We start from the raw sequence: 23027 nt of genomic DNA on the forward strand, positions 1-23027 counted from the left end.
GGGTTAGGGGGTTAGAGGAGGGCCTGGTAGGCGCCACCGTCGACGGGGATGGAGGCGCCGGTGAGGTAGTTCGCCTGCTCCGAGCACAGGAACGCCACGATGGCACCGAGGTCGGCCTGGTCGCCCGCCCGGCCGGCCGGGATCGTCGCCAGCTGCCGCTCCAGGGCCGCGCCCTGGCCGTACACGCTGCGGACCCGCTCCGTCTCGTGCAGGCCCGGCTGCACGGAGTTCACGGTCACCCCGTCGGCGGCGATCTCGCGGGCCAGGGTGCGCAGGAAGCCCGTCGCGCCGGCCCGTGCGGTGTTCGACAGCGCGAGGTTGGGGAAGGGCTGCCGCACGCCCAGCGACGTGATCGCGACGATCCGGCCCCAGCCCCGGGCCCGCATGCCCGGGGTCGCGGCCAGGCACATCCGCACCACCGCGAGCAGGCTGCCGTCCAGCGCCTCCTGGTAGGCCGTCACCGGTGTCTCGTCGATCGTGCCCGGCTCGGGCCCCGGCCCGTTGACCACCAGGATGTCGACCCCACCCATCGCCTCGGCGGCGTCCTCGACGAACCCGGCGGCGCCGTCGGGGTCGCTCAGGTCCGCCACGACCCACCCGGTGCCGCCGCCCAGCCGCTTCGCCGCGGCCTGGGCGCGCCCGGCGTCCGAGCTGCAGATCGTCACCCGCGCGCCCTCGGCCACCAGCGCCGCCGCGCTCGCGTAGCCCAGCCCGCTGCTGGCCGCCGCCACCGCGGCCCGCCGCCCCGTGATCCCGAGATCCACCCTGCCCCCGCTCGTTCCGACAACCAGCCCGCTGGATGCTGCCCGCGAGGGCGCGCAACCGCAATCGGCTGCCGGATGCGGGGTGGGCGCCAGGTCAGGCGTACTCCAGCAGCAGCATCGACCGGTACTCCCTGGGCAGCTGCGCGACGGTGTCGGAGAACTCCTCGTCCCCGATCGACTCGTGCAGCACGGCGAGCACGGCGCGCGCGTGCTGCAGCGCCACGTCCCGGGAGACGCCCTCCCGCTCGGCGATCTCGTCGAGGAACTCCGGGAGGGACATCCGCGAGCCCCTGCCCTCGGTACGCGCCACGCCGCGGCGCAGCGCCGGGCGCAGCTCGCGGGGCACGAGCGGGATCAGGTCCTCCACCTCACCGCCGGTGATGCGCATGGCCAGGACCTCGAGCACCGCCTCGGCCGCCTGCAGCGCGCGGTCGCGTTCGACGCCGCGCTGGGTGATGCGGTCGAGGAAGTCGCGCAGCGAGAACCTGGCGGGCGGCTGCTCGTCCTCCAACGGCGGCGCCGACGCGGAGGTGATCGCGTCGTCGAGCAGGGGCTGGAAATCCCCTGGCAGCTGTGCGCGCATGTCCGCGAACTCCCTGGTGCCGACGGCCCGCCAGAGCGCGGCGAAGATCCCCTTCGCCGCCTTCTCCGCGGTCGGGCGATCGGCGGCCAGGTACTGCTGCATGCGCTGCAGGAAGTCGTCGAGGTGGTACTTCTCGCGCGGGCCCGGGTACTCGATGCACGAACGCAGCTCCTCGGGGAGACGGGGGGCGAGGTCCTCGGCCTCCCCCTTCGAGATCCGCCGGGCCAGCAGCTGAAGGGTGAAGCAGGCGACGTGCTCGGCCTGCTCCCCCGAGATGCCCGCCACCTGTTGCAGGGTGTTCAGGAAGTCCTCGTAGTCCATGGCCGCTCCTCGGCTCGCTCTCCCGTGCGCATGTAGGTGCCCAGGACGGGCCCCGTTGATGCGGAGGGCCGGCCGGGTTCTGCGCGGCGTGGGCCGGACGCGCTCACCCGGCGGCGGCCCGGGCCAGCAGCTGCTCGCACGTCCGGACCAGCACGCTCGCCGCGTCCCGCTCCCCCTTCCCGGCCACCGGGTGCGCGGCGCGGCGCTGCCAGTACTCCAGCTGCGCCGCCGCGGCCGCGGCGACCTCCTGCGGCCCGGCGTCACCGGCCAGCCCGAGCCGGGCCCGGGGCTCGATGCCGGACGCCCCGAGCAGTCGCTCCGCGGTCTGTCGCGCGTCGTCGGCCAGGTCGAGGCCGCCGGCGTGCAGCGCGTCGACCAGGTCGATCTCGGTGAGCTCGTGCGCGCCGGAGCGGATGCGTTCGAGCCGGTAGAGCAGTGGCCGCGCATCCGCGGCCTGCGGCGACGCCCGGACGAGCGCGTCCAGGATGAGCAGTGCCGACCGCGCTTTCCAGGCGTCCGCGCGGCGCGCGAACCGCGCGTCGATCAGTTCCCGCAGCCTCGGCACCCCGCTGTGCTCCACCAGGGCCTGCGCCAACGCTTCCGGGGCCGGCGCGCGGCCATCCCGGATCAGCCCGATCGACCACCGGACGCCGAACAGGCCGAACCGGTCGAGCAGCTCCCGGCGGGCGGCGGCGTCACCGTCGCCCGAGGCCGCGACGAACGGGTCCGCCGAGCACGTCAGCCGGCGGATCTCCTCCGCGTCCTGCTCGCCGAGGCGGGCCAGCAGCCGATACTCGTCATCGCGCAGCGCCGCACCGGTGACGGCGAGCAGCGCCGAGACCGGCACCACGATCGGGCAGAACCGGCTGACGCCCGGTTCGGCGGCCCACTCCGCGGCCGCTCGCTCGGCCTGCTCCAGCGCATCGGGCGCGGAGCCGCCCAGCTCGTCGGCGCGGGCCAGCACGCCGATGGTGGCCGCGGGCCGCTGCACCGCACCCCCGGGATGCAGCACCTCGAACAGGCCGACGTCGTCAGGGTGGCCATGGCGCACCAGCACCACGCCCGCGTCCGCGGCGTCCGGATCGGGCAGGCCCCGGGGCCGCTCCCCCGCCGGCGCCGGAGCGTCGAGCAGGGTCATCGCCGTCGCATCGGGATCGGTCAGCGCCGCGACCAGGGTGGATGTGCCGGCACCCGGCGCGCCCACGACCGCGACCTGCAGCGGGGCGTCCAGCCGCTCGGCGAGCCTGCGCAGCAGCTCACCGGGGGCGCTGCCGTGATAGAGCTCGCGAGCGGCCCGGACTCCGTCGCGCACCTGGTCGAGCAGCATCGGCTCCCGCGCCGGGAGCGGCCGCGCGTCCGCGGCCGGGCCGCCACGGATGTCGCCGGTGGGGGCCCGAACCCCGTGGCCGGGGGCGCCCGCCAGAGCGCGGCCCGGCGTGTCCGGCCCGGTCCCGCTGCCGGCCGGCAGCGGGACCGAGCCCTCGACGGTCGTGCCCGCCCCCGGGGCGGAGCGGATCGCGATCCGGCCGCCGACCGCGGCGATCCGGGCCGTCACGTTGCGCAGTCCCCGGCCCGGTGAGCCGGACGCGGCCTTCTGATCCCATCCCGGGCCCTCGTCGCGCACCACGAAGTGCAGGTCGCCCCCGACCGTCGCGACCCGCACCCCGACCGCCGCCCCCGGGGCGTGCTTGCGGGCGTTGTTGACCGATTCCAGGCAGCAGAAGTACACGGCGGCCTCGATGTCGGCCGGGAAGCGCCGGTCCGGGCCGACACCGTCGGAATCGAGCGTGACCGGGGGGTGCCCACCGGACAGCTCGGCGTCCAGGGTCCGGACCAGGCCGTGTTCGGCGAGCATCGGCGACGACACCCCGGTGGCGGTCTCGGCGAGCACCGCCTCCGTGGTGCCGATCTGCTCGGTGACCTGGTCCAGCCGGCCCCGCGCCCGGTCGAGCTGCCCGGTCGAGACCAGGTGTTCGACGAGGCCGAGGGTGAGCCGCAGCGACACCAGGTGGTGCTGGGCCCCGTCGTGCAGGTCACGCTCGATCCGGCGTCGTTCGCTGTCCATCTCGGCCACCGCCTGCCGGCGGGACTGGGCGATGGCCGCGGCGTGCGCGAGCGCCGCCCGCAGCTGGCGTTCGAGCTCGATGCCCGAGCGGCTCGCCTGCAGGACCACGCCCAGGCTGTCCGCGACGTCCTCGAGCAGGTGGTCGCGCTGCGCCTGCAGCCCCGCGACGGCGCCGCGGTCGACGCTGAGCGTCCCGATCCGTTCCTCGCCCTGCCGGACGGGCACGGCTACCAGGTCGTCGGTGGGATCGGTGCCGGAGCCGGCCCAGGCGTAGGTGCGGTCGCGCAGCCCGGGACGGACGACGGTCAACCGGCACGCGGTCGCGCCCAGCCCGCGGCCGACGGCCTCGGCGATCCGGGCGAGATCCGGTGCGTCGCCCGGGGTGGAGCGCGACATCGCGGTGATCCCCGCCAGCACGCTGTAGGGCGTCGGCCGGACGCCGTGGAGCAACCGGTCCACGAGGGGTTCGATCCGGTCGCGCAGCGGCAGGAACGCCAGGGCCACCACCACGGTGGCCAGGATCGTCGCGAGGAGCACGCCGTGCCGGTTGTCGCTGTCGGTCGGCGCGAGCGCCCGCACGATGACGAAGCCGCCGCCGAGCAGCGCTACCGTCAAGACCGCCACCAGCCCCCGGCTGAACACCCGTTCCACCCGCCACAGCCGGGTCCGGCGGATCGCCACCAACGCCGCCACGGCGATCGCCGCGGCCGTGAACCGTGCGAACCAGAACAGCAGCGCCGCCGGCTCGGTGCCCCTGGGTGCCCCGGGTGTGGCCGGGTCGGTGAGCATCAAACCGGGCTCGCCCTGCCACCACAGCACCAGCGTGGTGAGCGCCAGCGCCGTAGCCACGCCCAGCGAGGCGACCAGCACACTGAACAACAGCCTGGCCTGGGTGCGCTGCTCGGCGGTCGCGCCGTCGCGGATCCGCCGCGACAGCGCCGCGAGCCCGGCCAGCGGCACCAGGAATCCGAAGAACAGCACACAGCTGGCGGTGTGCGGAAGCAGCGCGGTGCCGAATCCGACCACGAGCAGCGTGGCGACGGTCGCGGCCACCAGGAGGTGGCGCGGGGCGAGCCCGGCACGGGCGCCGGCATCCCGGCGGGCCACGGGAAACACCAGCAGCGCCAGGATGTAGGCTGCGCAGGCCACGCCGTGCAGCACCACCTGGTGCACGCCGCCGATGGCCAGCCCGGTCGCGGTCTGCACGGCCGCCGACGCGGCGTGCGCCTGCAGGGTGAACGTGCCCGCCGAGCCGACCATCGCCAGCGCCAGCAACCGGACCGACCAGCTGTGGCCCGCGGTGACCAGCAGAACCACGGCCACGACCAGGCTGACCAGGCTGAACGTGTAGTCCACCAGTACCTGGCCGAGCGGTTCGCTGTGCGGCCCCGCCTGGAGGACGCCCCGGGCCCACAGATCCCCCCCGTCGGCCGCCGTCGCCAGCGTGGTCGCGACCCCGGGCACGTAGGTCGCGACCGCCACGGCCGCGCCGACCGCGAGCCACCCGAGCGACAAGGCGGCGCACCCGGCCAGCAGCACCGCGTAGCCGACGGCACCGAAGCGCGACGGGGATGCATCCTCCCGGATGCTCCCGGTGCCGATCGTGCCCACCGGACCGGCGGTTCCGACGCCGCTCATCGCGTCCCCGCCCCGGCCCGCGCCGTGTCCTCGACCAGCGGTTCGAGCCGGTCGGGCAACCAGGCGAACAGGGTCAGCGCGCCGGGCGCATCGGGACCGGCGTCATCGTGGCCGGGCGCGTCGCCGGCGAACTCCACCTCGCCGCCCAGCGCCACCAGCCGCTCGACGTCGTCGGCCAGCACCGTGCGCAACTGCTCCACGGTGACCGGCGGCGCCGGGTCGTCGATGCGCACGGTCAACCGGCCGTCGGTGAGCTCGAGGTGCACCGACAGCTCGCGGTCGGCCGGTCGGTCCGCCAGCGCCTGCGTCGCCGACGCGGCGACGTAGTAGAGGCCCGACTCGATCTCCCAGGCCAGCCGCCGGGACAGCGTCCCGGTCAGCCGCACCGGCCGCGGCAGGTCGGCCACCAGCTCGTCGAGCGCTCCCCCGGGCCCCTGGTCACGCAGCACCGCCGGGTACACCCCGCGGGCGATCACCCGGAACCGGTCGATCAGGCCGTCCAGGCCGGCGCTGGCCCGCACCAGGGCCTCGTGCGCGGGCTCGGCCCGCGCCGGTGTGGTGTCCAGATCGGCCCGCGCCGCCAGCACGTCGCTGCGCAGCGCGGCCAGCCGGTCGGCCGTCGCGTGCGACAGCTCCATGGCCAGCCGGCGGCGTGCCACCTCCCGGGCCCGGGTGAGCCGCTGCCGGGATGCCTGCAGCTCGGCGGCGAGGTCGTCGGCTCGCCGGACCCGCTCGGCCAGCTCGGCGTTGAGCGCGACACCGCGCAGCAGCAGACCGGCACCGCCGGCGACGTCCCGCATCAGCTGCTGGTCGCCCGGGGTGATCGCGGCGCCCGGCTTCTCGACGGCCAGTACCGCTCGCAGCACCGGCCCGTCGAGCACCGGGACGGCGTGGCCGATCCCGGGCCGGGCGAGCAGCACCGCGAGGTTCTCCACGGTGTCGGGCTCGGCGCCGGCCTCCGAGTCGGGCCCGGGTGGATGGGCCGCCGCGCTGACCAGCCGGTCGCCGACCGCGAGCCACAGCTCCGCGCGCTGCGCCCCGGTGCCGGCCGCCAGGACCTGGGCGAGGCCGGGCAGGGCCTGGTCCAGCGTCCCGGCCCGGATCCGGGCGGCCGCCTCGGCGAGCGCCGAGTACGGGGTGACCTCACGGTGCCGGGTCAGCCGACCGATCAGCCGGTCGATCCGCGGCAGCACCACCCCGAGCCCGGCCACGGCCACCGCGGCGCCCGCGAAGGGCAGCAGCACCCAGCCCTCGCCGCCGCCGACCACGACGCCGAGGCCGGCCACGACGGCGGCGAGGACGGCGCCCACGCAGCACCCGGCCAGCAGCAGGCGCAGCAGCCGCGCCGCGATCGTCCGGTTCATCACGCACCACCGGTCCCGCCCCGGAGTCCGTCCGGGCCCTGCGGAAACGCTAAGCGCCCGGGCGGCGGCGGCCAACCCTCGCGGTCAGTCCTCGTCGCGCTGGGACCGCAGGTAGGTGAGCACCGCGAGCACCCGGCGGTGGTGCTCGGCGGTGTCGGGGTGCAGCCCGAGCTTGCCGAAGATGTTCGCGATGTGCTTCTCGACGGCCTTTGGCGTCACGAACAGCTCGGCCGCGATCCCGTTGTTCGACCGGCCCTCGGCCATCAGCCGCAGCACGTCGAGCTCCCGCTCCGACAACGACCCGACGACGCCCTTCTTGTCGCCGCGCGGCCGCTCCACCAGGCGCTTGGCCAGCACCGGTTCGATGACGATCTCGCCGGCTTCGATGCGGTTCAGGGTGTCGGTGAGAACGTCGACGCTGCCCACCTTCTCCTTGAGCCGGTAGCCGATCGCGTCGGTTCCGATCTGCAGGATCCGCATCAGGTAGTGCGACTCGGCGTAGTGCGACAGGAACAACAGCCCCATGTCCGGCTGCGCGGCCCGCAGCCGCTCCGCGGTGACCAGGCCGCCGTCGGGTTCCGGAGGCATCCGGATGTCCAGGATCGCGACGTCGGCGGGATGGTGGGCAAGCAGCGCGACGAGCTCGTCACCGCCCGCCGCACACCCGACGACCTCGTGGCCCGCCGCCTGCAGCAGCATCACCAGCCCCTCGCGGAACAGGGCACCGTCCTCGGCCAGCGCTACTCGCATGGAATCCTCGCAATGATCGTGCCGGTGCCGGGTGGCGGCCCGTCTGCCACGTCGACGGTCCCTCCGAGCAGCCGGACCTGGTCGTGCAACAGCTCCGCGTGCCGGCCGTCCACGCCTGACACGCGGACGCACAGCTCACCGCCGTCGCGGTGGATGGCGACGTGCACCGGCGGCCCGCCGGACGCCATCGCGTCCAGGCACTCGGTGACCGCGAAGTAGGCGGCGCCCTCGGCGGCCGGGCCGAAGCGGTCGTCCGGCGCGTCGACGCGCACGGGGGTGTCGACCCGGTCGGCGGCCTCGCGCAGCGCTGCGCCCAGACCCGCCTCGTCCAGCAACGGGGGGTAGATCTTCCCGGCGACGTCGCGCAGCTCCTGCAGCACGGCATGCAATTCGTCCTGCAGGCCGTCGATGGACTGCTGCAGGTCCGGCTCGCCGGCCGGCACCCGGTGCCGGAACACACCCAGCTGCAGGGCCAGCGCCGAGATCCGCAGCGCGGCGCCGTCGTGCAGTTGGCGTTCGAGCCGACGGCGGCGCAGCCACTGCTCCTGTTCCTTGCGGCGCCGGGCGTCGCGGGCCGGTTCGGGGAGGCGGGTCGACGGAACGGGTCCGGCGGCGGGTTCGGCGGGCAGCTCGGCTCCGGACGCGGTGGACGAGAGCGCCTCGGGCGTGCCCTGCTCGTGGGCGGTGTGGGGAGCGTCGCCGGCGCGCTGCGCTGGCTCGAGCATCATCGGTGCATCGTCCCTCGCGGGTGGGCCGACGGACAGGGGGCTGGCCCCCTCGTTGCAGTAGGGTTCTCCCCCACTCGTCCCACCGGCAGCCCGCGCTGTCATCACTGCAGGTAACCAATTCCACCGTGCTACGGCAGTGCGCGCCCGCGCGACTATCGATCGACTGAGTGATTCTCGTTACGATGGTGCGCGCATCAGGGGGTGCCGTCGTGAACTACAGCCTCGGGGTGGACCTCGGCACCACGTTCGTCGCCGCCGCGATCGCCCGCCCGTCCGGGGTGGAGATGTTCACGCTCGGCGACCGCACCGTCGTCGCCCCGGCGGTGGTCTACGTGCGTGACGACGGCACCCTGGTCGCGGGCGACGCCGCGGGCCGCCGGTCGGTCAGCAGCCCGGACCGGGTCGGCCGGGAGTTCAAGCGCCGCCTCGGCGATCCCACCCCCGTCATGCTGGGTGGCGCCGCGTACCCGGTCACCACGCTGCTGGGCACGCTGCTGCACGACGTCATCACGCGGGTCACCGAGACCGAGGGCACGGCGCCCGAGGAGGTCGTGCTCACCCACCCGGCGAACTGGGGGCCGTTTCGCCGCGAGCTGTTCGAGGAGGTCCCCCCGCACGCCGGGCTGGCCGTCGCGCAGATGGTGACCGAGCCCGAGGCGGCCGCGGCGTACTACGCGGCGTCCCGGCAGCTCACCGACGGCGAGATCATCGCGGTGTACGACCTGGGCGGGGGCACCTTCGACGCCACCGTGCTACGCAAGCATCCCGGCGGCATCGAGATCCTGGGCACCCCGGAGGGAATCGAACGACTCGGCGGCGTGGACTTCGACGAGGCGATCCTGTCGTTCATCAACTACGAGGCCGGCGGGGCCCTGTCCGAGTTGGACATGAGCGACCCGCAGACCGTGGTCGCGCTGGCCCGATTGCGCCAGGACTGTGTGCTGGCCAAGGAAGCCCTGTCGGTCGACACCGAGACGACCGTCCCGGTCTTCCTGCCCGGCCGGCACTTCGACGTGCGGATCACCCGCGACGAGTTCGAGGAGATGATCCGGGCCCCGATCGAGTCGACGATCGGGACGCTGTCGCGCGCGCTGCGGTCCGCGCAGGTCGATTCGGCCCGGCTCAGCGCCGTGCTGCTGGTCGGCGGCTCGTCGCGCATCCCCCTCGTCGCCCGGATGATCTCCGAGGAACTCGGCAGGCCGACCGTGGTCGACGCCCACCCCAAGTACGCGGTCGCGCTCGGGGCCGCGACCCTGGCCGCGGTACCCGCCGGGCAGATCGGCGGGTACCGGCTCGTCCCGACCGCGGAGCCGGCCGGTTCCGCGGTCAGGACGAGCCCGGCGCAGCGCAACGGCCCGATCGACGGGGCGGCCGTCGAGGCCGCCACGGTGGCCGCGGCGGCGGTCGACGCCCCGGGCGGGGGGCGGCAGCCCGCACCTGCGGACCGGACGCCGCCGCCCGGATCGGACCGGCCGGGCCGTCCGCCCGGGCAGGTCCCGCCGGGTGGCGGGCCGCCGCCGTCCGGTGCCGAGCCCGCCGGCCCGTCGCCACCACCGCTCGGCGGCGAGCCGGGCGAGCGCAAGCGCCGCCGCGCCCTCGTCCTGTCCGCAGCGGCTCTCGTCGTACTCGCAATCGCCGGCCTGGTGATCTACGCCGGCACGAGCCGGTCCGGCACCCCGGCCGCGGGCGAAGGCACCGCCGCCGTCGCACCACCGGCCCCGGGCAACGCACCGCCCGCGGTCGCCGCGAGCGTGCCGGTCCCGACGCTGGCCCCCGCGATCCCGGTCGGACCGACGCCGAACTTCGTCGCGGTCTCCCCGAGCGGCCGGCAGGCCTACGTCGCCGGGGCCAACTCCGGGGTCGTCACGGTCGTCGACACCGCGGTGAACAAGGTGACCGCCACCATCCCGGTCCCGGCGGGCCCGCCCCAGTACCTGGCGTTCTCCCCCAACGGCCGACGGGTCTACGTGAGCATCTGGAACGACGCACGCACCGTCGCGGCCGTCGGCGTGCTGGACACCACGACCAACACGGTGGTCGCGACGATCCCGGTGCGCACCCGCCCGTTCGTCCCGGCCGTCACCCCGGACGGGAAGTGGCTGTACGTGCCCAACCACGACTCGGCGACCATCTCGGTGATCAACACCGCGACGAACACGGTCACCACCGAGATCGCGGTGGCGCCGAACCCGCACTGGATCGAGTTCTCCCCCGACGGCACCCGCGCCTACATCGCGAACCACGAGTCGAACCTGGTGTCGGTCCTTGACACGGCGTCGAACACCGTCCTCGCGACGATCCCGGTGGGGACCAGCCCGCACAGCGTCGCGGTGCACCCCACCCGGCCGCTGGTCGCGAACGTCGACTACGACGCCGCCTCCGTGACGATGATCGACACCGGCAGCAACAAGGTGGTGGCCACCATTGCGGTGGGCAAGAACCCGCAGGACATCGAGTGGGCGCCGGACGGCCGGTTCGCCTACGTCACCAACGTCACCGACAACACGGTATCGGTCATCGACGCCGCCACGTTCCAGGTCACCGCGACGATCCCGACGGGGCCCTCGCCGACGAGCGTGGCCATCCTGCCCAACGGCAGGCAGGCGTTCGTGAGCGACCTCGACGGCGGCACGCTCACGGTGCTCGACCTCGCCGGCTGACCCGGGTCACGTCCGAGCGGGGGTTCTCCCTACCGGCCGGTGGCGGGTTCGCCCGGGCGGCTGTAGGGACAGCGGGATGGCCCGTGCCGGCCCACCGGCACATCCTTCACTGGTTCGACGAGCACCGGCCAGCAGGCCTGGACCAGGCGAACCGGAAGGAGAAGAGCCGATGACCACCATGTCCACCGCCCTGACCCACCGGGACCGCGCCGTCCTCCGCGCCGTGGCCGCCGGCCGCTGCACGACGACCGGGTGCTCCGGCGGTTCGCTGACCGTCGACGGGCTGGCGTTCTGCGACCAGTTCGCCGGCCCGCGGCTGACGAGCGCCGGCCTGATCACCACCGGCCCCCGGCCCGGCCCCGCGCGGCTCACCTCGGCCGGCCGGGCGCTGCTCGAGGCGGCGTGACGCCATGACCACATTCGCGGTGTGGACCCCGCCCCCGCTCACCAGGGCCGACCGCTGCGACCGCTGTAGCGCCGCCGCGCAGCTCAGGGCCCTGTTGCCGACCGGCGGCGAGCTCATGTTCTGCGGGCACCACGGCCGCGAGCACCACGCCCGCCTGCGCGACATCGGTGCCGCGCTGCATCCCGACCCCTGAGACGACCCCGTCTGCACGTCCGCTACCGGCGGCGTCCGGTCGTAGCGGCGCGGGACGTCGGTCCCTATCCGGCCGCGAGCGCCGCAGGGACGCTGGGTGCATGTCGGCATCCGCCCCGTCCCCGACCTGGCGCGCCACGCGGCAGGGACGAGCGTGACTGCGCCCCGGTGGTGTGCGGAGGGGCCGCTGCTGGCGATCTGCGTCCTCGGCCTCGCTGCGGGCACGGCGGCGCACCTGTTCGGGGCCGCCACCGCCGGTGATGCGATCTGGGCGACGACGACCGTGATCGCGGCGGCGCCGGCGACCTGGTGGGTGTGGACCAGCCTGCGCCGCCGGCAACCGGGTGTGGACGTCATCGCCGTCCTGGCGTTGGTGGGCACGCTGCTGGTGCACGAGTACCTCGCCGGGGCGGTCATCGCGGTCATGCTCGCGAGCGGCCGCACGCTGGAGGCGCGCGCGAGCGCCCGGGCGGCCCGCGACCTGCGCGTCCTGCTGGCCCGGGCCCCCCTGGTCGCGCACCGCTACGCCGACGGCACGCTGACCACGCCCCCGCTGGACGAGGTCGTGCCCGGTGACCTGCTCGTGGTGGAGCCCGGCGAGGTCGTGCCGGTGGACGGCCGGGTGGACTCCGGCACGGCGCTGCTGGACGAGTCCATGCTCACCGGTGAGCCGCTTCCGGTCGAGCGCCCCGAGGGCGACGCGGTACGCAGCGGCGCGGTGAACGCCGGTGACCCGTTCGACCTGCGGGTGACGACCACCGCCGCCGAGGGCACCTACGCGGGGATCGTGCGCCTGGTCCGGGAGGCGCAGGCGCAGACCGCTCCGTTCGTCCGACTCGCCGACCGCTACGCCGCGGTGTTCCTGCCCGTCGCCCTCACGATCGCCGCGGTGGCCTGGGTGGCCTCCGGGGACCCGGTGCGGGCGGTGGCGGTGCTGGTCGTCGCCACGCCCTGCCCGCTGATCCTCGCCGCCCCGGTGGCGATCATGTCCGGCCTGTCCCGCGCCGCCCGCCGAGGCGTGATCGTCAAGGGTGGTGCCGCGCTGGAGCAGCTCGCGCACGGGAAGGTCCTGCTGTTCGACAAGACCGGCACGCTGACCGAGGGTCGGGCCGCCGTCTCCGACGTCCTCACCGCACCGGACGTCCCGGCCGACGAGGTGCTGCGCCTGGCCGCCTCGCTGGATCAGGTGTCCCCGCACGTGCTGGCCACCGCGGTGGTCGGGGCCGCACACGACCGCGGACTGCGGTTGACGCTGCCCCACGGGACCGGCGAGGTCCCCGGGCTCGGGGTCCACGGCCGGGTCGACGGCCGCGAGGTGCGGATCGGCAAGGCCGCGTGGGTCGCACCCGACGCAGCCCCGGCGTGGCTGCGGGCGGCACGCCGGCGCGCCGCCCTGGACGCCTCACCGCTCGTCTTCGTGGGAATCGACGGCCGGCCCGCGGGGGCGATCCTGCTCGACGACCCGATCCGCGCCGACGCCGCCGGGGTCATCCGCCGGTTGCGTGCGGCGGGGATCACCCGCACCGTCATGGTCACCGGGGACCGGGCCGGGGTCGCCGAGACCGTGGCCGCCACCCTGGGGGTGGACGAGGTCCTCGCCGAGCGCAGCCCGTCGGGCAAGGTCGACGCGGTCCGGGCCGCCGCGGCCACGGGTCCGACGATCATGGTCGGTGACGGCGTCAACGACGCGCCGGCCCTCGCCGCCGCCTCGGTCGGCGTCGCGGTCGGGGCCCGCGGCTCCACGGCCTCCTCCGAGGCGGCCGACGTCGTGCTCACCGTCGACCGGCTCGATCGGCTCGCCGATGCCATCGAGATCGCGCAGCGGTCCCGGTCCATCGCCCTGCAGAGCGTCTGGGCCGGGATGGGGCTGTCCCTGGCCGCCATGATCGTCGCCGCGTTCGGCGGGCTGCCGCCGGCAGCGGGCGCGCTGCTGCAGGAGGGGATCGACGTCGCGGTCATCCTCAACGCCCTGCGGGCCCTCACTCCCGGCCGCAGCCGGGCACGCCACCTCGCCGGCGCCGATGCCGCGCTCGCCCAGCGCTTCGCCGACGACCATCGGCGGCTGCGGCCGCAGCTCGAGGACATCCGGGCCGCAGCGGCCGGCCTGGTCGTCGACCCGGCCGGGCACGTCGCCGCCGTCCGCGCCGTGCACCACATGCTCATCGCCGAACTGCTGCCCCACGAAGCGGCCGAGCACGCGGAGCTCTACCCGGTTCTCGCCCGGACCCTCGGCGGCGACGACCCCGTCGGGCCGATGAACCGCGGCCACGTCGAGATCTGCCATCTCACCCGCCGCCTCGGCCGGCTGCTCGACGAACTCCCCGCCGACGGACCCGACCCGCAGGACGTCGAGGACCTCCAGCAGACGCTCTACGGACTGCACGCCCTGCTGCGGCTGCACTTCGCGCAGGAGGAGGAGAGCTTCTTCACCCTCGCCGAGGACGCGCCGGCGGGCGCCGGGCTGCCCTGAGCCGGCCGCCGCACCGCCCGCCCGCAGGGCCCGCACCCGACAACGCCGGCACCACAGCTGCGCCGGCGTTGCGGACGGTCCGGCCGTCGCTGTCCCCCGCCGCAGCCGGCCGGAACCGTCTGCCCGCCGCGATCAGGGCCGATCGGGGCGCCGCGGCGAACCGGATGCCGCGGGCACGCCCCACCGGCAGAGCAGTCCGCGGCGGGCCGTTCGGTCTGTGGCAGGCTCGGCCGGGCTGGCGAGCAGGAGGAGAAGCAGGCCTTGGCGGTGTGGTCCGATCTGTGGCAGATGCAAGTACCAGTGATCGAGAAGGTGCTGCGCACCGTGCTCGTCTACGGCGGCCTGGCGGGGCTGCTGCGCCTGGGCGGCAAACGTGATCTCGCTCAGCTCAACAGCTTCGACCTGGTGGTGATGCTGCTGCTCTCCAACGTGGTGCAGAACGCCGTGATCGGGAACGACAACAGCCTGACCGGCGGCCTGCTCGGCGCGGCCGTGCTGATCGCGATCAACGCCGGGGTGGTGCGCCTGAGCAACCGCCACCCGCGCCTGACCCGTGTCTTCGAGGGCTCCCCCACCGTCCTGGTCAAGGACGGCAGGCCCGTCGCCGGTGCGCTGCGCCGCCTCGGGCTGCGCCGCGCCGACGTGATCGCCGCCTGTCGCCAGCAGGGCGCCGGGAACATCAGCGAGATCAAGGAGGCCACCCTGAGCCCCGGCGGCACGATCGTGGTCACCCTCACCGACGACGCCCGCGACGTCACCATCCGCGACCTGCGCGCCGAGAACGCCCGGCTCGTCGAACAGCTCCGCACCGAACTGCTCGACGCCCTGCACGAGCGACCGGGCCGCCCCGAGGCCGCCGGCCAGCAGCCCCAGGACGCGCGCACGACCCCGTAGATCAGCGGATGTACCAGGCGTACCAGTCGCGGCTCGACGGCGAGAAGTAGTGCTCGGGCGCCACCTGTTCGTCGGGGAAGAGCCGGAATCCGGCCGGGCGGCCGTGCGGGCGGTCGTGGAAGTACGTGCCGCTGACCCAGTTCGGGTTGATGTCGAGTTCCATGCCGCGCACGACCCCCGCGTCCTGCAGGATCCTGCCCAGGGTGCACACCGACAGGGCGGGGCCGCCGACGTAGATCTCGGCTCCCGTCGCGGTGACCCCGAAACCGGACCGGTGGATGTACGCGGCCTGCCCGATGGTGCTGCCCCACTCCTTGGTACCGCCGGTGGCGCAGGTCGGGTTGACCTGCCCGTTGTCGACGAGCAGTTGCAGGTTCTGCCGGACGCTGGCGACACCGGGCCCCATCCGCACGTCCCGGTTCCAGGCCCCGACATCGGCGGTCCCATCGGTGTGCAGCACCAGGCTGGCAGCCCCGTCGACCAGCGGGGCGACGGTGCGTCCCTCGCTGTAGTAACCCGGGTGGCTGGGGTCGTTGAGGCGGAAACCGCCGTTGAACACGTCCGCGATGCCGTTCTGCGCGGCGCCGGCCAGCGAGGTCGAGGCGTGCCAGGAGCCGCCCGGGTCCCGGGTGCCGGGATGGAGCTCACCGCGGATCAGGGTCGGGTCCATCCGCATCACGCCGACCACGAACGAGGTGTGCTGATCGTCCGGGCGCAGCGAGGCGACCTGCACCGCAGGACGGCCCTTGGCCGCCACCACGGTCTGCCACTGCCCTTCACCGGGTAGCGGCACCCCGCCCGCGAGCGGCGCCAGCGGGGCCGCAGCGCCATGCGTTGCCTTCTGCGGCTCGCGGAGCGCCCCGGGCGCGAGCGGGATCCCGCCGACGGGTGTCCCACCCACCGCGGGCTGGTTCTTCGCGTACTGCTCCTGCTCCAGCCAGGTGATCACCCCGTTGAAGCCGTGGTCGCGGCCCCACTCGGCCAGCTTCGCCGCCACGCTGTCGTTGCCGGGCATCCGCAGTGCATCCGCGACCGCCCATCCCACCGCCAGCAGCAGCACCACGGCGAGCACCAGCAGGATCCGCAGCCCGCGCCGGCGGCGCCGAGCCGGCCGCGGGGGCCGGAGATCCTCGTCGTCGGCATCTCGATTCAGCAGGTCTGGCGAAACGCTCACGTACTCTCCTCCGGCCCTCGCGGCGATCGACGGTGCCGATCCGCGCGCCCTGAGCCCGTTGCGGCGTGAATACTTCGTCCTCACCCGGCGCCCGGGCCTCGGGGACGGACCGGGAGGGGGAGGAGCGCGCGTGACGCTGACCATCTCATAGGCGGCCACCCGCAAGAGTGAGCGCCCTACGGCCATACGCCGAGCCTGCGGCCACATTCGGTCACAGCAGCCGAAGATGCACGTATCGGGCCGGTCGCCGGCCCGAACCGGCTCCCGGTGCGCACCGCCGGACGGCAGGCCCGGGGTGCCCGCGCCTGCGCCCCGGGCCGGGGATCAGATCGCGCTGCCCGCCCCTGCCAGGCAGATGACCCGATGACCGCGGTGGGCCAACCCACGTTCAGGCGGGATCAGACCGCGCCCAGCACCGGCTCGAAGGCCAGCTCGGCGGCCCCGACGAGCTTGGCGTCACGACCCAGCGGCGAGGTGACGATCCGGATCCCGCCGATCGCGCGGCTGACCAGGCTGCGTTCGTGGACACGCTCGCGTACCCGCTCGACCAGCGCGGGCGGCAGCGCGGTGAACAGGTCGCCGAGCACGACGAGCTCCGGGGCCATCATGTTGACCACCGTGACCAGCCCGATCACCAGCCACTCGGTGAACTCGCGCAAGATGGTGTCGATCTTCTCCGGGGCCGCGGCCAGCCCGCGCAGCTCGGCCACCAGCACCCCGCGCGGGGTGTCCTCGGGCAGCCCGAGGGCCCGGCACAACGCGGCTTCCCCGACCTCGGTCTCCCAGCAGCCCTGGGCCCCGCAGAAGCAGGCCCGCCCGCCGGGGCGGACGAGCATGTGGCCCAGCTCACCGACATGGCCGCCGGTGCCGCGCAGCGGCCGGCCACCGGCGATCACGCCGCCGCCGACGCCGACGTCGGCGGAGAGGTAGACCAGGTCGGAGGAGCCGCGGGCGGCGCCCCGCACGTGCTCGGCCAGGGCACCGAGCTCGGCGTCGTTGGCCACCTGCACCGGGCGTTGCAGCACCGCGGCCAGCCGCTGACCGAGCGCCACGTCCCGCCAGCCCAGGTTCGGCGCCTCGTGCACGAGGCCGTCGGAGCGCCGGACCACGCCGGGCACGGAGACCCCGACGCCCTGCGTGGTCACGGCGAGCTCCTCGCGCAGCAGTTCGGCCGACTCGGCGATGTGCGTGATCACCTCACCGGGCAGCCGGGTCGTGCGGTGCAGATTCCAGCTGTGCCGGCCCAGTACCTGCCCGCCGATCCCGACCATCGCCATCGTCACCTGGTCCACCCGGATGTCGACGGCCAGCACGACCGCCGACTGCGGCTGCGGGAGCACCAGCAGCGACGGCCGGCCGGCGCCGCTGCGCTGCGCCGGCACCGCCTCGGTGACCACCCCGGACTCGGCCAGCCCGTCGACCACCGCCTTGATGGTGCTGCGGTTGAGCCCCAGCTCGGTGGCGAGCGTGGCCCGCGTGCACGGGCCGTCGATGTGCAGCCGGCGCAGCAGCGCGAACCGGTTGTGCCGGCGCGCGTCGTCCGGCCGGGTGCCGGTCGGGACGGTCACCGGCCGGCGACGGCCGATCGGCGCCGGGACAGCACGTCCACCGCGGCGGCCAGCAGCAGCACCAGCCCGGTGACCACGAACACCACGGCGGCCGGCTGCTTGAGCAGGCCGAGCCCGTTCTGCACGGTGGCCAGCACCGCACCGCCGATGACCGCGTTGCTCACCCGCCCGCGCCCGCCGAACAGCGACGTCCCGCCGATCACCGCTGCCCCGACCGCGAACAGCAGCGTGTTGCCGCCACCCGCGCTCGGCGAGACCGAGCCGACCTTGGACGAGTAGACGATGGCGCCGATCGCGGCGAACGTCGAGGCGATCACGAACACGCTCGCCCGGATCCGGGTGACGTCGATACCGGCGCGCCGGGCCGCCTCCCGGTTGCCGCCGACGGCGTAGACGTGCCGCCCGAACCGGGTCCGGTCGAGCAGGTAGGTCCCGGCGACCAGCAGCACCAGCACGATCGGCACCACGTACGGCACACCGGAGATCTGTATCACGCCCGGGGACCGATCGAGGGTGAGCAGGTAGGTCGCCACCGCGGCCAGCAGCACCACCGCGCCGATCTTGAGCAGCACCAGCCCGGTCGGCTGCGCGACCAGGCCCTTGCGCAGCCGGGAGAACTGCCGGTTGAGCAGGACCACCGCATAGCCGCCCGCGGCCACCACGAACAGCAGCCAGCTGCCCAGCGTGGGCAGGTTGCCGTTGGCCACGGCGTTGAGCACGGGGTCGCGCAGGCCCAGCGTGCCGCCCTCGCCGATCAGCTGCAGGATGACGCCCTGCCAGGTGATGAACAGCGCCAGCGTGACGACGAACGACGGCATCCCGATCTTGGCGACGAGGAAACCGGTCAGACAGCCGATCACCGTGCCGACACACAGCGCGAGCAGCATCTCCAGCCACGGGTTGGGCGGGAAGCCGATCAGGATCAGCGCCAGCGCGACCGCGCTGAGCACGGCGCCGAACCAGACCCGCAGCAGCAGAGCCAGCGCGACCGCCGCGGCCACGGCCAGCACGAAGATCACGAAGACCGTGACACCCATGGACCCGAGCAGGTTGCCCTCCCGGGCCAGGTGCAGCGCCATCAACGACGCCGCGAGCCCGGACGCGGTGCCGGCCGAGAGGTCGATCTCGCCGGTGAGCAGCACGAACACCAGGCCCATGGCGATGATCGTCGGGCCGGCACCCTGCTGGAGCAGGTTCGCCAGGTTCAGCAGGCTGGGGAACGTGCCCCCGGAGTCGAGCAGGGTGAACAGCACGAACAGCGCGGCCAGGCCGAGGAGCGCGGGCAGCGACCCGAGCTCGCCGGCGCGCAGCCCTCTGAAGTAGTCGCGGATCGCCTGGCCGGTGGTGCGGGCAGTGGTGTCGATCCCGAAGTCACCCAGCCGCCCGGCCGGGCCGGCGCGCTCGGCCGCGCTGACCGGCTCGCCCGGCCCGGCGGTCTTGGCCGTGGCGGTACCGGGACCGGAGCGGTCGGCCGTGGGCTGCTCCATCGCAGGTTCCTTCCCTGTGCGCGGGGCGGTCATCTAGACGGCCGCGTTCTCGGGCCGGGCCAGGCCCAGCTCGCCGGACCGACCGGCGGTGATCAGCTCCACCACCTGGGCGTGGGTGACGTCCTTGGCCGGGACCTCGGCGACCATGCGGCCCAGGTAGAGCGTCGCGATCCGGTCGGCGACCTCGAACACGTCGGCCATGTTGTGGCTGATCAGCACGACGCCGAGGCCCTGCTCGGCGAGCCGGCGGACCAGGTCGAGCACCTGGCGGGTCTGAGCCACGCCGAGCGCGGCGGTCGGCTCGTCGAGCAGCACGACCTTGGAGTCCCAGAGGACGGCCTTGGCGATGGCCACGGTCTGCCGCTGCCCGCCGGACAGCGCCGCCACCGGCATCCGCACCGACGTCACGGTGCGCACCGACAGCGACGCCAGGGTGCGCCGCGCGGCCTGCTCCATGTCGGCCTCGTCGAGCAGCCACGGCCTGCCGCGCTCCCGGCCGAGGAACATGTTCTGCACGATGTCGAGGTTGTCGGCCAGCGCGAGATCCTGGTAGACGACCTCGATGCCCAGCCGGGCGGCATCCGACGGCGTGTGCACCGTCACCGGTGCGCCGTCGAACAGGATCTGGCCGCCGTCGATCGGGTGGATCCCGGCGACGCACTTGACCAGAGTCGACTTGCCGGCGCCGTTGTCGCCGACGAGTGCGGTCACCTCACCGGCGCGGACGGTGAAGTCCACGTCGTGCAGCACGCGGACCGCACCGAAGCTCTTGCTCACCCCGCGCAGCTGCAGGATCGGCTCGCTCACTCTGCCTCCCTTCGGTCGGCCCGTGCGTGGTAAGTGGTGCCTGGCACCACTTACCACGCTCGAGGTTCAGCTGGTGGTGATGCCGAGCTGCCGGCAGGTCGCCTGCAGGGCGGCCACGCAGACCTGGGACGCCGGGACGGCACCCGCGTCGATCACGGTCTTGACATTGGACTTCGTGATCAGCTGCGGCTGGAGGAGCACCGACTTGACGGTCCGGTTGCCCTTCGGGTCGTTCACCGAGCCGGTGGCGATCCTGTCGGCGGCGGCGGTGTCGCCCTTGGCCAGCGCGGCGGCCAGCTTGGCGGTCGCGTCGGCCTCCTGGTCGATCGGCTTGAACACCGTCATGTACTGGTCACCGCGCAGGATGGCCTGCAGGCCGTCGGCGGTGGCGTCCTGCCCGGTGACCGGCACCTTGCCGTTCAGGCCGTACTTGGTCAGCACGGTGATGATCGCCGAGGCGAGCCCGTCGTTGGCCGCGACGACGCCGTCGACCTTGCCGCCGTTGCCGGTCAGGATCTGCTCGAACGTGTTGCCGCCGACCTGGTTGTCCCAGTTCTCGATCGGCTGGTCGCGGACCAGCTTGTAGGCGCCCGAGTCGTACTTGGGCTGCAGCACCTTCATCTGGCCGTTGTGGAACAGCGTCGCGTTGTTGTCGGTCGGGGCGCCCTCGATCTGGATGATCTGCGCACCCGGCTTGTTGCCCACGCCCTGGACCAGGCCCTGGCCCTGGAGTTCGCCGACCTTCTCGTTGTCGAACGAGACGTAGTAGTCGCTGGAGCCGCCCAGGTTGAGCCGGTCGTAGTCGATGGTCGGGATGCCCTGGGCCTTGGCCCGGGCCGCGACCGCACTGCCGACCTCGCTGTTGATCGAGGCGAGGACGAGCACCTTGACCCCGCTGGAGATCATCCCGTCGGCCAGGGAGGAGAACTTCTGCTCGTCGCCCTGGGCGTTCTGGATGTCGGGGTCGAGGCCCTGGGCACGCATGGCCTTGTCGAGCAGCGGCTTGTCGAAGCCCTCCCAACGGGCCGAGGTGTCGGTCTCGGGCAGGATGACGCCGACCTTCACGCCTCCGGTCGGGGCGCTGCTCGCCGAACCGCCGGTTCCGCTGCTGCTCGCGCTGTTCTGCCCGCAGGCGCTCAGCGCGAGGCTCAGCCCCACCCCAGCGACCAGTGCGCTTCTGAGCGCCCTTGTCCTGATGCGCATCGGTTCTCCTCCCACATCGTCGTGGACCGCCACCGTGGCGAGTGAATGTTGTGAGCGACAACGTATGCCCGCATACCTCGTGACCGGAAGCACACTCGATCGATCCAGATCGGGACAGGCCATCACGTTTCGGTCACGGGCCTCCGGATTTGTTGCCGAGACCACTCCTCGAACCGCTTCACCCGCCGGGTTCGACACCGACCGGCGCCGCCACCTGCGCATCAGAAATGAGAAAGCTCACACCAACGGCCGAGCGACCTGCCGCCCCGCCGGAACGCCGCGGCAGGCCGACACGGGGCGCCGCACCGGGCCGCAGGCCCTCCACCTCGGCCGAGAGCGCCGGTGGCGGCCTGCCGGCGCAACGGTGCGCGGGGCCTCTCGCGGGAGCGCACTACGCCGAACGGCGTCGCGCCACCACCCGTATGCCGGTCTATCGGCTACCCAGCGCCACCCGACTGTGTTCACTTTCCGTTCACTCTCCGCGATCGCTGCGGCGGTCCGGGCTCGCCCGGCCGAGCGGCACCGGGGTGTCGCCGTCGCGGGACCGCAACGCCACCGCGGTGATCACCGCGCCGATTCCGACCGCCTCCAGCGGCCCCGGGATCTGACCCAGCGCGACCAGCCCGATCACGGTCGCCATCACCGGCAGCAGCGCCAGCAGCACCGCGAACCGGGCCTGCCCGACCCGCCGCAGGACGACCTGGTCGAGCACGTAGGGCACGACGCTGGAGAGCACTCCGACCCCGATGGCGAGCGGCAGCACCGTCGGGCCGGCGAGCGCCGTCCACACCCCGCTGCCCCCGGCGAACAGCACCGGGCAGAGCACCGCGGCGGCCACGGCGAACCCCACCGCCATCGTGTCGACCCCGTTCCCCGCGCTCGCCACCCGCTTGCCCAGGATGATGTAGGCGGCCCACATCGCGGCCGCCGCGAGCGCCCACAGCACCCCGGCGGGGCTCCCCGACCAGCGCACATCCGCGATGAGCAGCACCCCGACCGCCGCGAGCACCACCGCGGCCACGTCGCGCGGGCGCCGCGACGCGAACGCCGCCACCGCGACCGGCCCGCAGAACTCGATCGCCACCGCCGTGCCCAGCGGAAGCCGGTCGATCGCCTCGTAGAACGCGACGTTCATGCACGCCGTCGCCAGACCGAACGCGACCGCGCGGGCCAGCCGTCCGCCGCGCCAGGCCGGGGCCGCCGGGCGACGCCACCCGATCAGGACCAACGCGGCGCCCAAGATCCGTAACACCGCGACCGCGGCCGGCGACAAATGATCAAACAGACCGACAGCCAGGGCCGCCCCGACGTACATCGAGGCGCCACCGACGACGAACAGCACAGGGGCCGGAACCCGGTCGCGGAGGCTGACCGTCATGACTGCGCAGCGTAGTCACCGCACGAGCAGTTTTTACACGAGCCACCTTGCGGTGTCACTCTGCGCGCCGCATCATTCACTCGTAGTCAACTGAATGTCTGATCGTCACCGAGACGCCACCGCGGCGACGGGTCGACGACCACCGACGGTGAAACGTGATGGTCGTCGCGACGCGTAGCGGGAACACGTGCAGGGGTGCTGTACGTCTGCAAGAGTGGGCGCACCGCGCAAGCGGTCGTCACAGCAAGCGACACCGGGTGAGACCGGTGTCGAGACGGAGGGAGACCGCTATGCAGCCTGGAACCCTGACCCGGCCCGAGTTGACTGCCGCCGACCGCTGTGACCGCTGCGGAGCGGCCGCGAAGGTCCGGGCCGTGCTGCCGTCCGGTGGAGAGCTGCTCTTCTGCGGTCACCACGCAAGGGCGCACGCCGACAAGCTCCGCGAGATGGATGTCGACGTGCAGTCAGGCGCTTGATCGGGGCCGGCCACGCGCCGGCCTGCCCGAGGGCACCCACGACGGGGCGGGAACCACCACGGTTCCCGCCCCGTCGTTCGTTCTCCCGTTCTCCCCCGC

The 23027-nt window shown here is 74.0% G+C and carries 18 protein-coding genes; 6 read left to right on the plus strand and 12 right to left on the minus strand.

What is annotated here, in order from left to right:
- Positions 1–11: 11 nt before the first annotated feature.
- The 6 genes from HF526_RS31175 to HF526_RS31200 all read right to left on the minus strand — a co-directional run bounded on the left by HF526_RS31175 (position 12) and on the right by HF526_RS31200 (position 8213).
- Positions 12–764 (minus strand): SDR family oxidoreductase, encoded by a 753-nt coding sequence (locus HF526_RS31175; RefSeq protein ID WP_169385239.1) that lies wholly within the window; start codon positions 762–764, stop codon positions 12–14.
- 94 nt (positions 765–858) lie between these two features.
- A complete protein-coding gene (locus HF526_RS31180; protein WP_169385240.1) occupies positions 859–1668 on the minus strand; it encodes a DUF2267 domain-containing protein in 810 nt (269 codons plus the stop codon).
- Between the two features lie 103 nt (positions 1669–1771).
- Positions 1772–5371: an ATP-binding protein gene (locus tag HF526_RS31185; protein WP_169385241.1), complete on the minus strand. Its 3600-nt coding sequence runs from the start codon at positions 5369–5371 to the stop codon at positions 1772–1774.
- A complete protein-coding gene (locus HF526_RS31190) occupies positions 5368–6735 on the minus strand; it encodes a sensor histidine kinase (protein ID WP_169385242.1) in 1368 nt (455 codons plus the stop codon). Before HF526_RS31190 ends, HF526_RS31185 begins: the two co-directional genes overlap by 4 nt.
- Before the next feature lie 84 nt (positions 6736–6819).
- Positions 6820–7485 carry a response regulator transcription factor gene (locus tag HF526_RS31195; protein WP_169385243.1) on the minus strand — a complete coding sequence of 222 codons (666 nt, stop codon included), beginning with the start codon at positions 7483–7485 and terminating at the stop codon, positions 6820–6822.
- Positions 7476–8213 carry a sensor histidine kinase gene (locus HF526_RS31200; protein ID WP_169385244.1) on the minus strand — a complete coding sequence of 246 codons (738 nt, stop codon included), beginning with the start codon at positions 8211–8213 and terminating at the stop codon, positions 7476–7478. The genes HF526_RS31195 and HF526_RS31200 overlap by 10 nt, the downstream gene beginning before the upstream one ends.
- A 209-nt stretch (positions 8214–8422) precedes the next feature.
- Between HF526_RS31200 and HF526_RS36640 the strand changes: the two genes are divergently transcribed.
- The 5 genes from HF526_RS36640 (at position 8423) to HF526_RS31225 (ending at position 14835) form a co-directional block, all read left to right on the plus strand.
- Positions 8423–10873 (plus strand): Hsp70 family protein, encoded by a 2451-nt coding sequence (locus HF526_RS36640; RefSeq protein WP_169385245.1) that lies wholly within the window; start codon positions 8423–8425, stop codon positions 10871–10873.
- A gap of 169 nt (positions 10874–11042) precedes the next feature.
- Positions 11043–11279, plus strand: a complete 237-nt coding sequence (locus tag HF526_RS31210; RefSeq protein WP_169385246.1) for a hypothetical protein — start codon at positions 11043–11045, stop codon at positions 11277–11279.
- A 4-nt stretch (positions 11280–11283) separates the two neighbouring features.
- Positions 11284–11472 carry a DUF7455 domain-containing protein gene (locus HF526_RS31215; protein WP_169385247.1) on the plus strand — a complete coding sequence of 63 codons (189 nt, stop codon included), beginning with the start codon at positions 11284–11286 and terminating at the stop codon, positions 11470–11472.
- 153 nt (positions 11473–11625) lie between these two features.
- Complete coding sequence (locus HF526_RS31220; protein ID WP_338051883.1) at positions 11626–13941, plus strand: heavy metal translocating P-type ATPase; 2316 nt, start codon at positions 11626–11628, stop codon at positions 13939–13941.
- 288 nt (positions 13942–14229) lie between these two features.
- Entirely contained in the window at positions 14230–14835 is a 606-nt protein-coding gene (locus tag HF526_RS31225; RefSeq protein ID WP_211178077.1) for a DUF421 domain-containing protein, read from the plus strand.
- 1 nt (position 14836) lies between these two features.
- Here HF526_RS31225 and HF526_RS31230 read toward each other — a convergent pair whose 3' ends face one another.
- The 6 genes from HF526_RS31230 to HF526_RS31255 all read right to left on the minus strand — a co-directional run bounded on the left by HF526_RS31230 (position 14837) and on the right by HF526_RS31255 (position 22452).
- The gene (locus HF526_RS31230) at positions 14837–16009 is read right to left on the minus strand and encodes a hypothetical protein (RefSeq protein WP_169385248.1); all 1173 of its coding nucleotides are present in this window, start codon (positions 16007–16009) and stop codon (positions 14837–14839) included.
- A 398-nt stretch (positions 16010–16407) separates the two neighbouring features.
- On the minus strand, positions 16408–17577 hold the full coding sequence (locus tag HF526_RS31235) for an ROK family protein (protein WP_169385249.1): 1170 nt from the start codon (positions 17575–17577) through the stop codon (positions 16408–16410).
- Positions 17574–19064 carry a sugar ABC transporter permease gene (locus tag HF526_RS31240; RefSeq protein WP_169385250.1) on the minus strand — a complete coding sequence of 497 codons (1491 nt, stop codon included), beginning with the start codon at positions 19062–19064 and terminating at the stop codon, positions 17574–17576. Before HF526_RS31240 ends, HF526_RS31235 begins: the two co-directional genes overlap by 4 nt.
- 33 nt (positions 19065–19097) lie before the next feature.
- Positions 19098–19871 (minus strand): ATP-binding cassette domain-containing protein, encoded by a 774-nt coding sequence (locus HF526_RS31245; RefSeq protein WP_169385251.1) that lies wholly within the window; start codon positions 19869–19871, stop codon positions 19098–19100.
- Positions 19872–19937: 66 nt separating this feature from the next.
- The gene (locus HF526_RS31250) at positions 19938–21074 is read right to left on the minus strand and encodes a sugar ABC transporter substrate-binding protein (protein ID WP_169385252.1); all 1137 of its coding nucleotides are present in this window, start codon (positions 21072–21074) and stop codon (positions 19938–19940) included.
- 472 nt (positions 21075–21546) lie between these two features.
- Positions 21547–22452 carry an EamA family transporter gene (locus HF526_RS31255; RefSeq protein ID WP_169385253.1) on the minus strand — a complete coding sequence of 302 codons (906 nt, stop codon included), beginning with the start codon at positions 22450–22452 and terminating at the stop codon, positions 21547–21549.
- Between the two features lie 290 nt (positions 22453–22742).
- On the opposite strand from HF526_RS31255, the gene HF526_RS35960 reads away from it, so the two are divergent.
- Positions 22743–22928, plus strand: a complete 186-nt coding sequence (locus tag HF526_RS35960; protein ID WP_169385254.1) for a DUF7455 domain-containing protein — start codon at positions 22743–22745, stop codon at positions 22926–22928.
- The last annotated feature ends 99 nt before the right edge of the window (positions 22929–23027 follow it).

The organism is Pseudonocardia acidicola (assembly GCF_012911935.1).
Taxonomy (GTDB): Bacteria; Actinomycetota; Actinomycetes; order Mycobacteriales; family Pseudonocardiaceae; genus Pseudonocardia; species Pseudonocardia acidicola.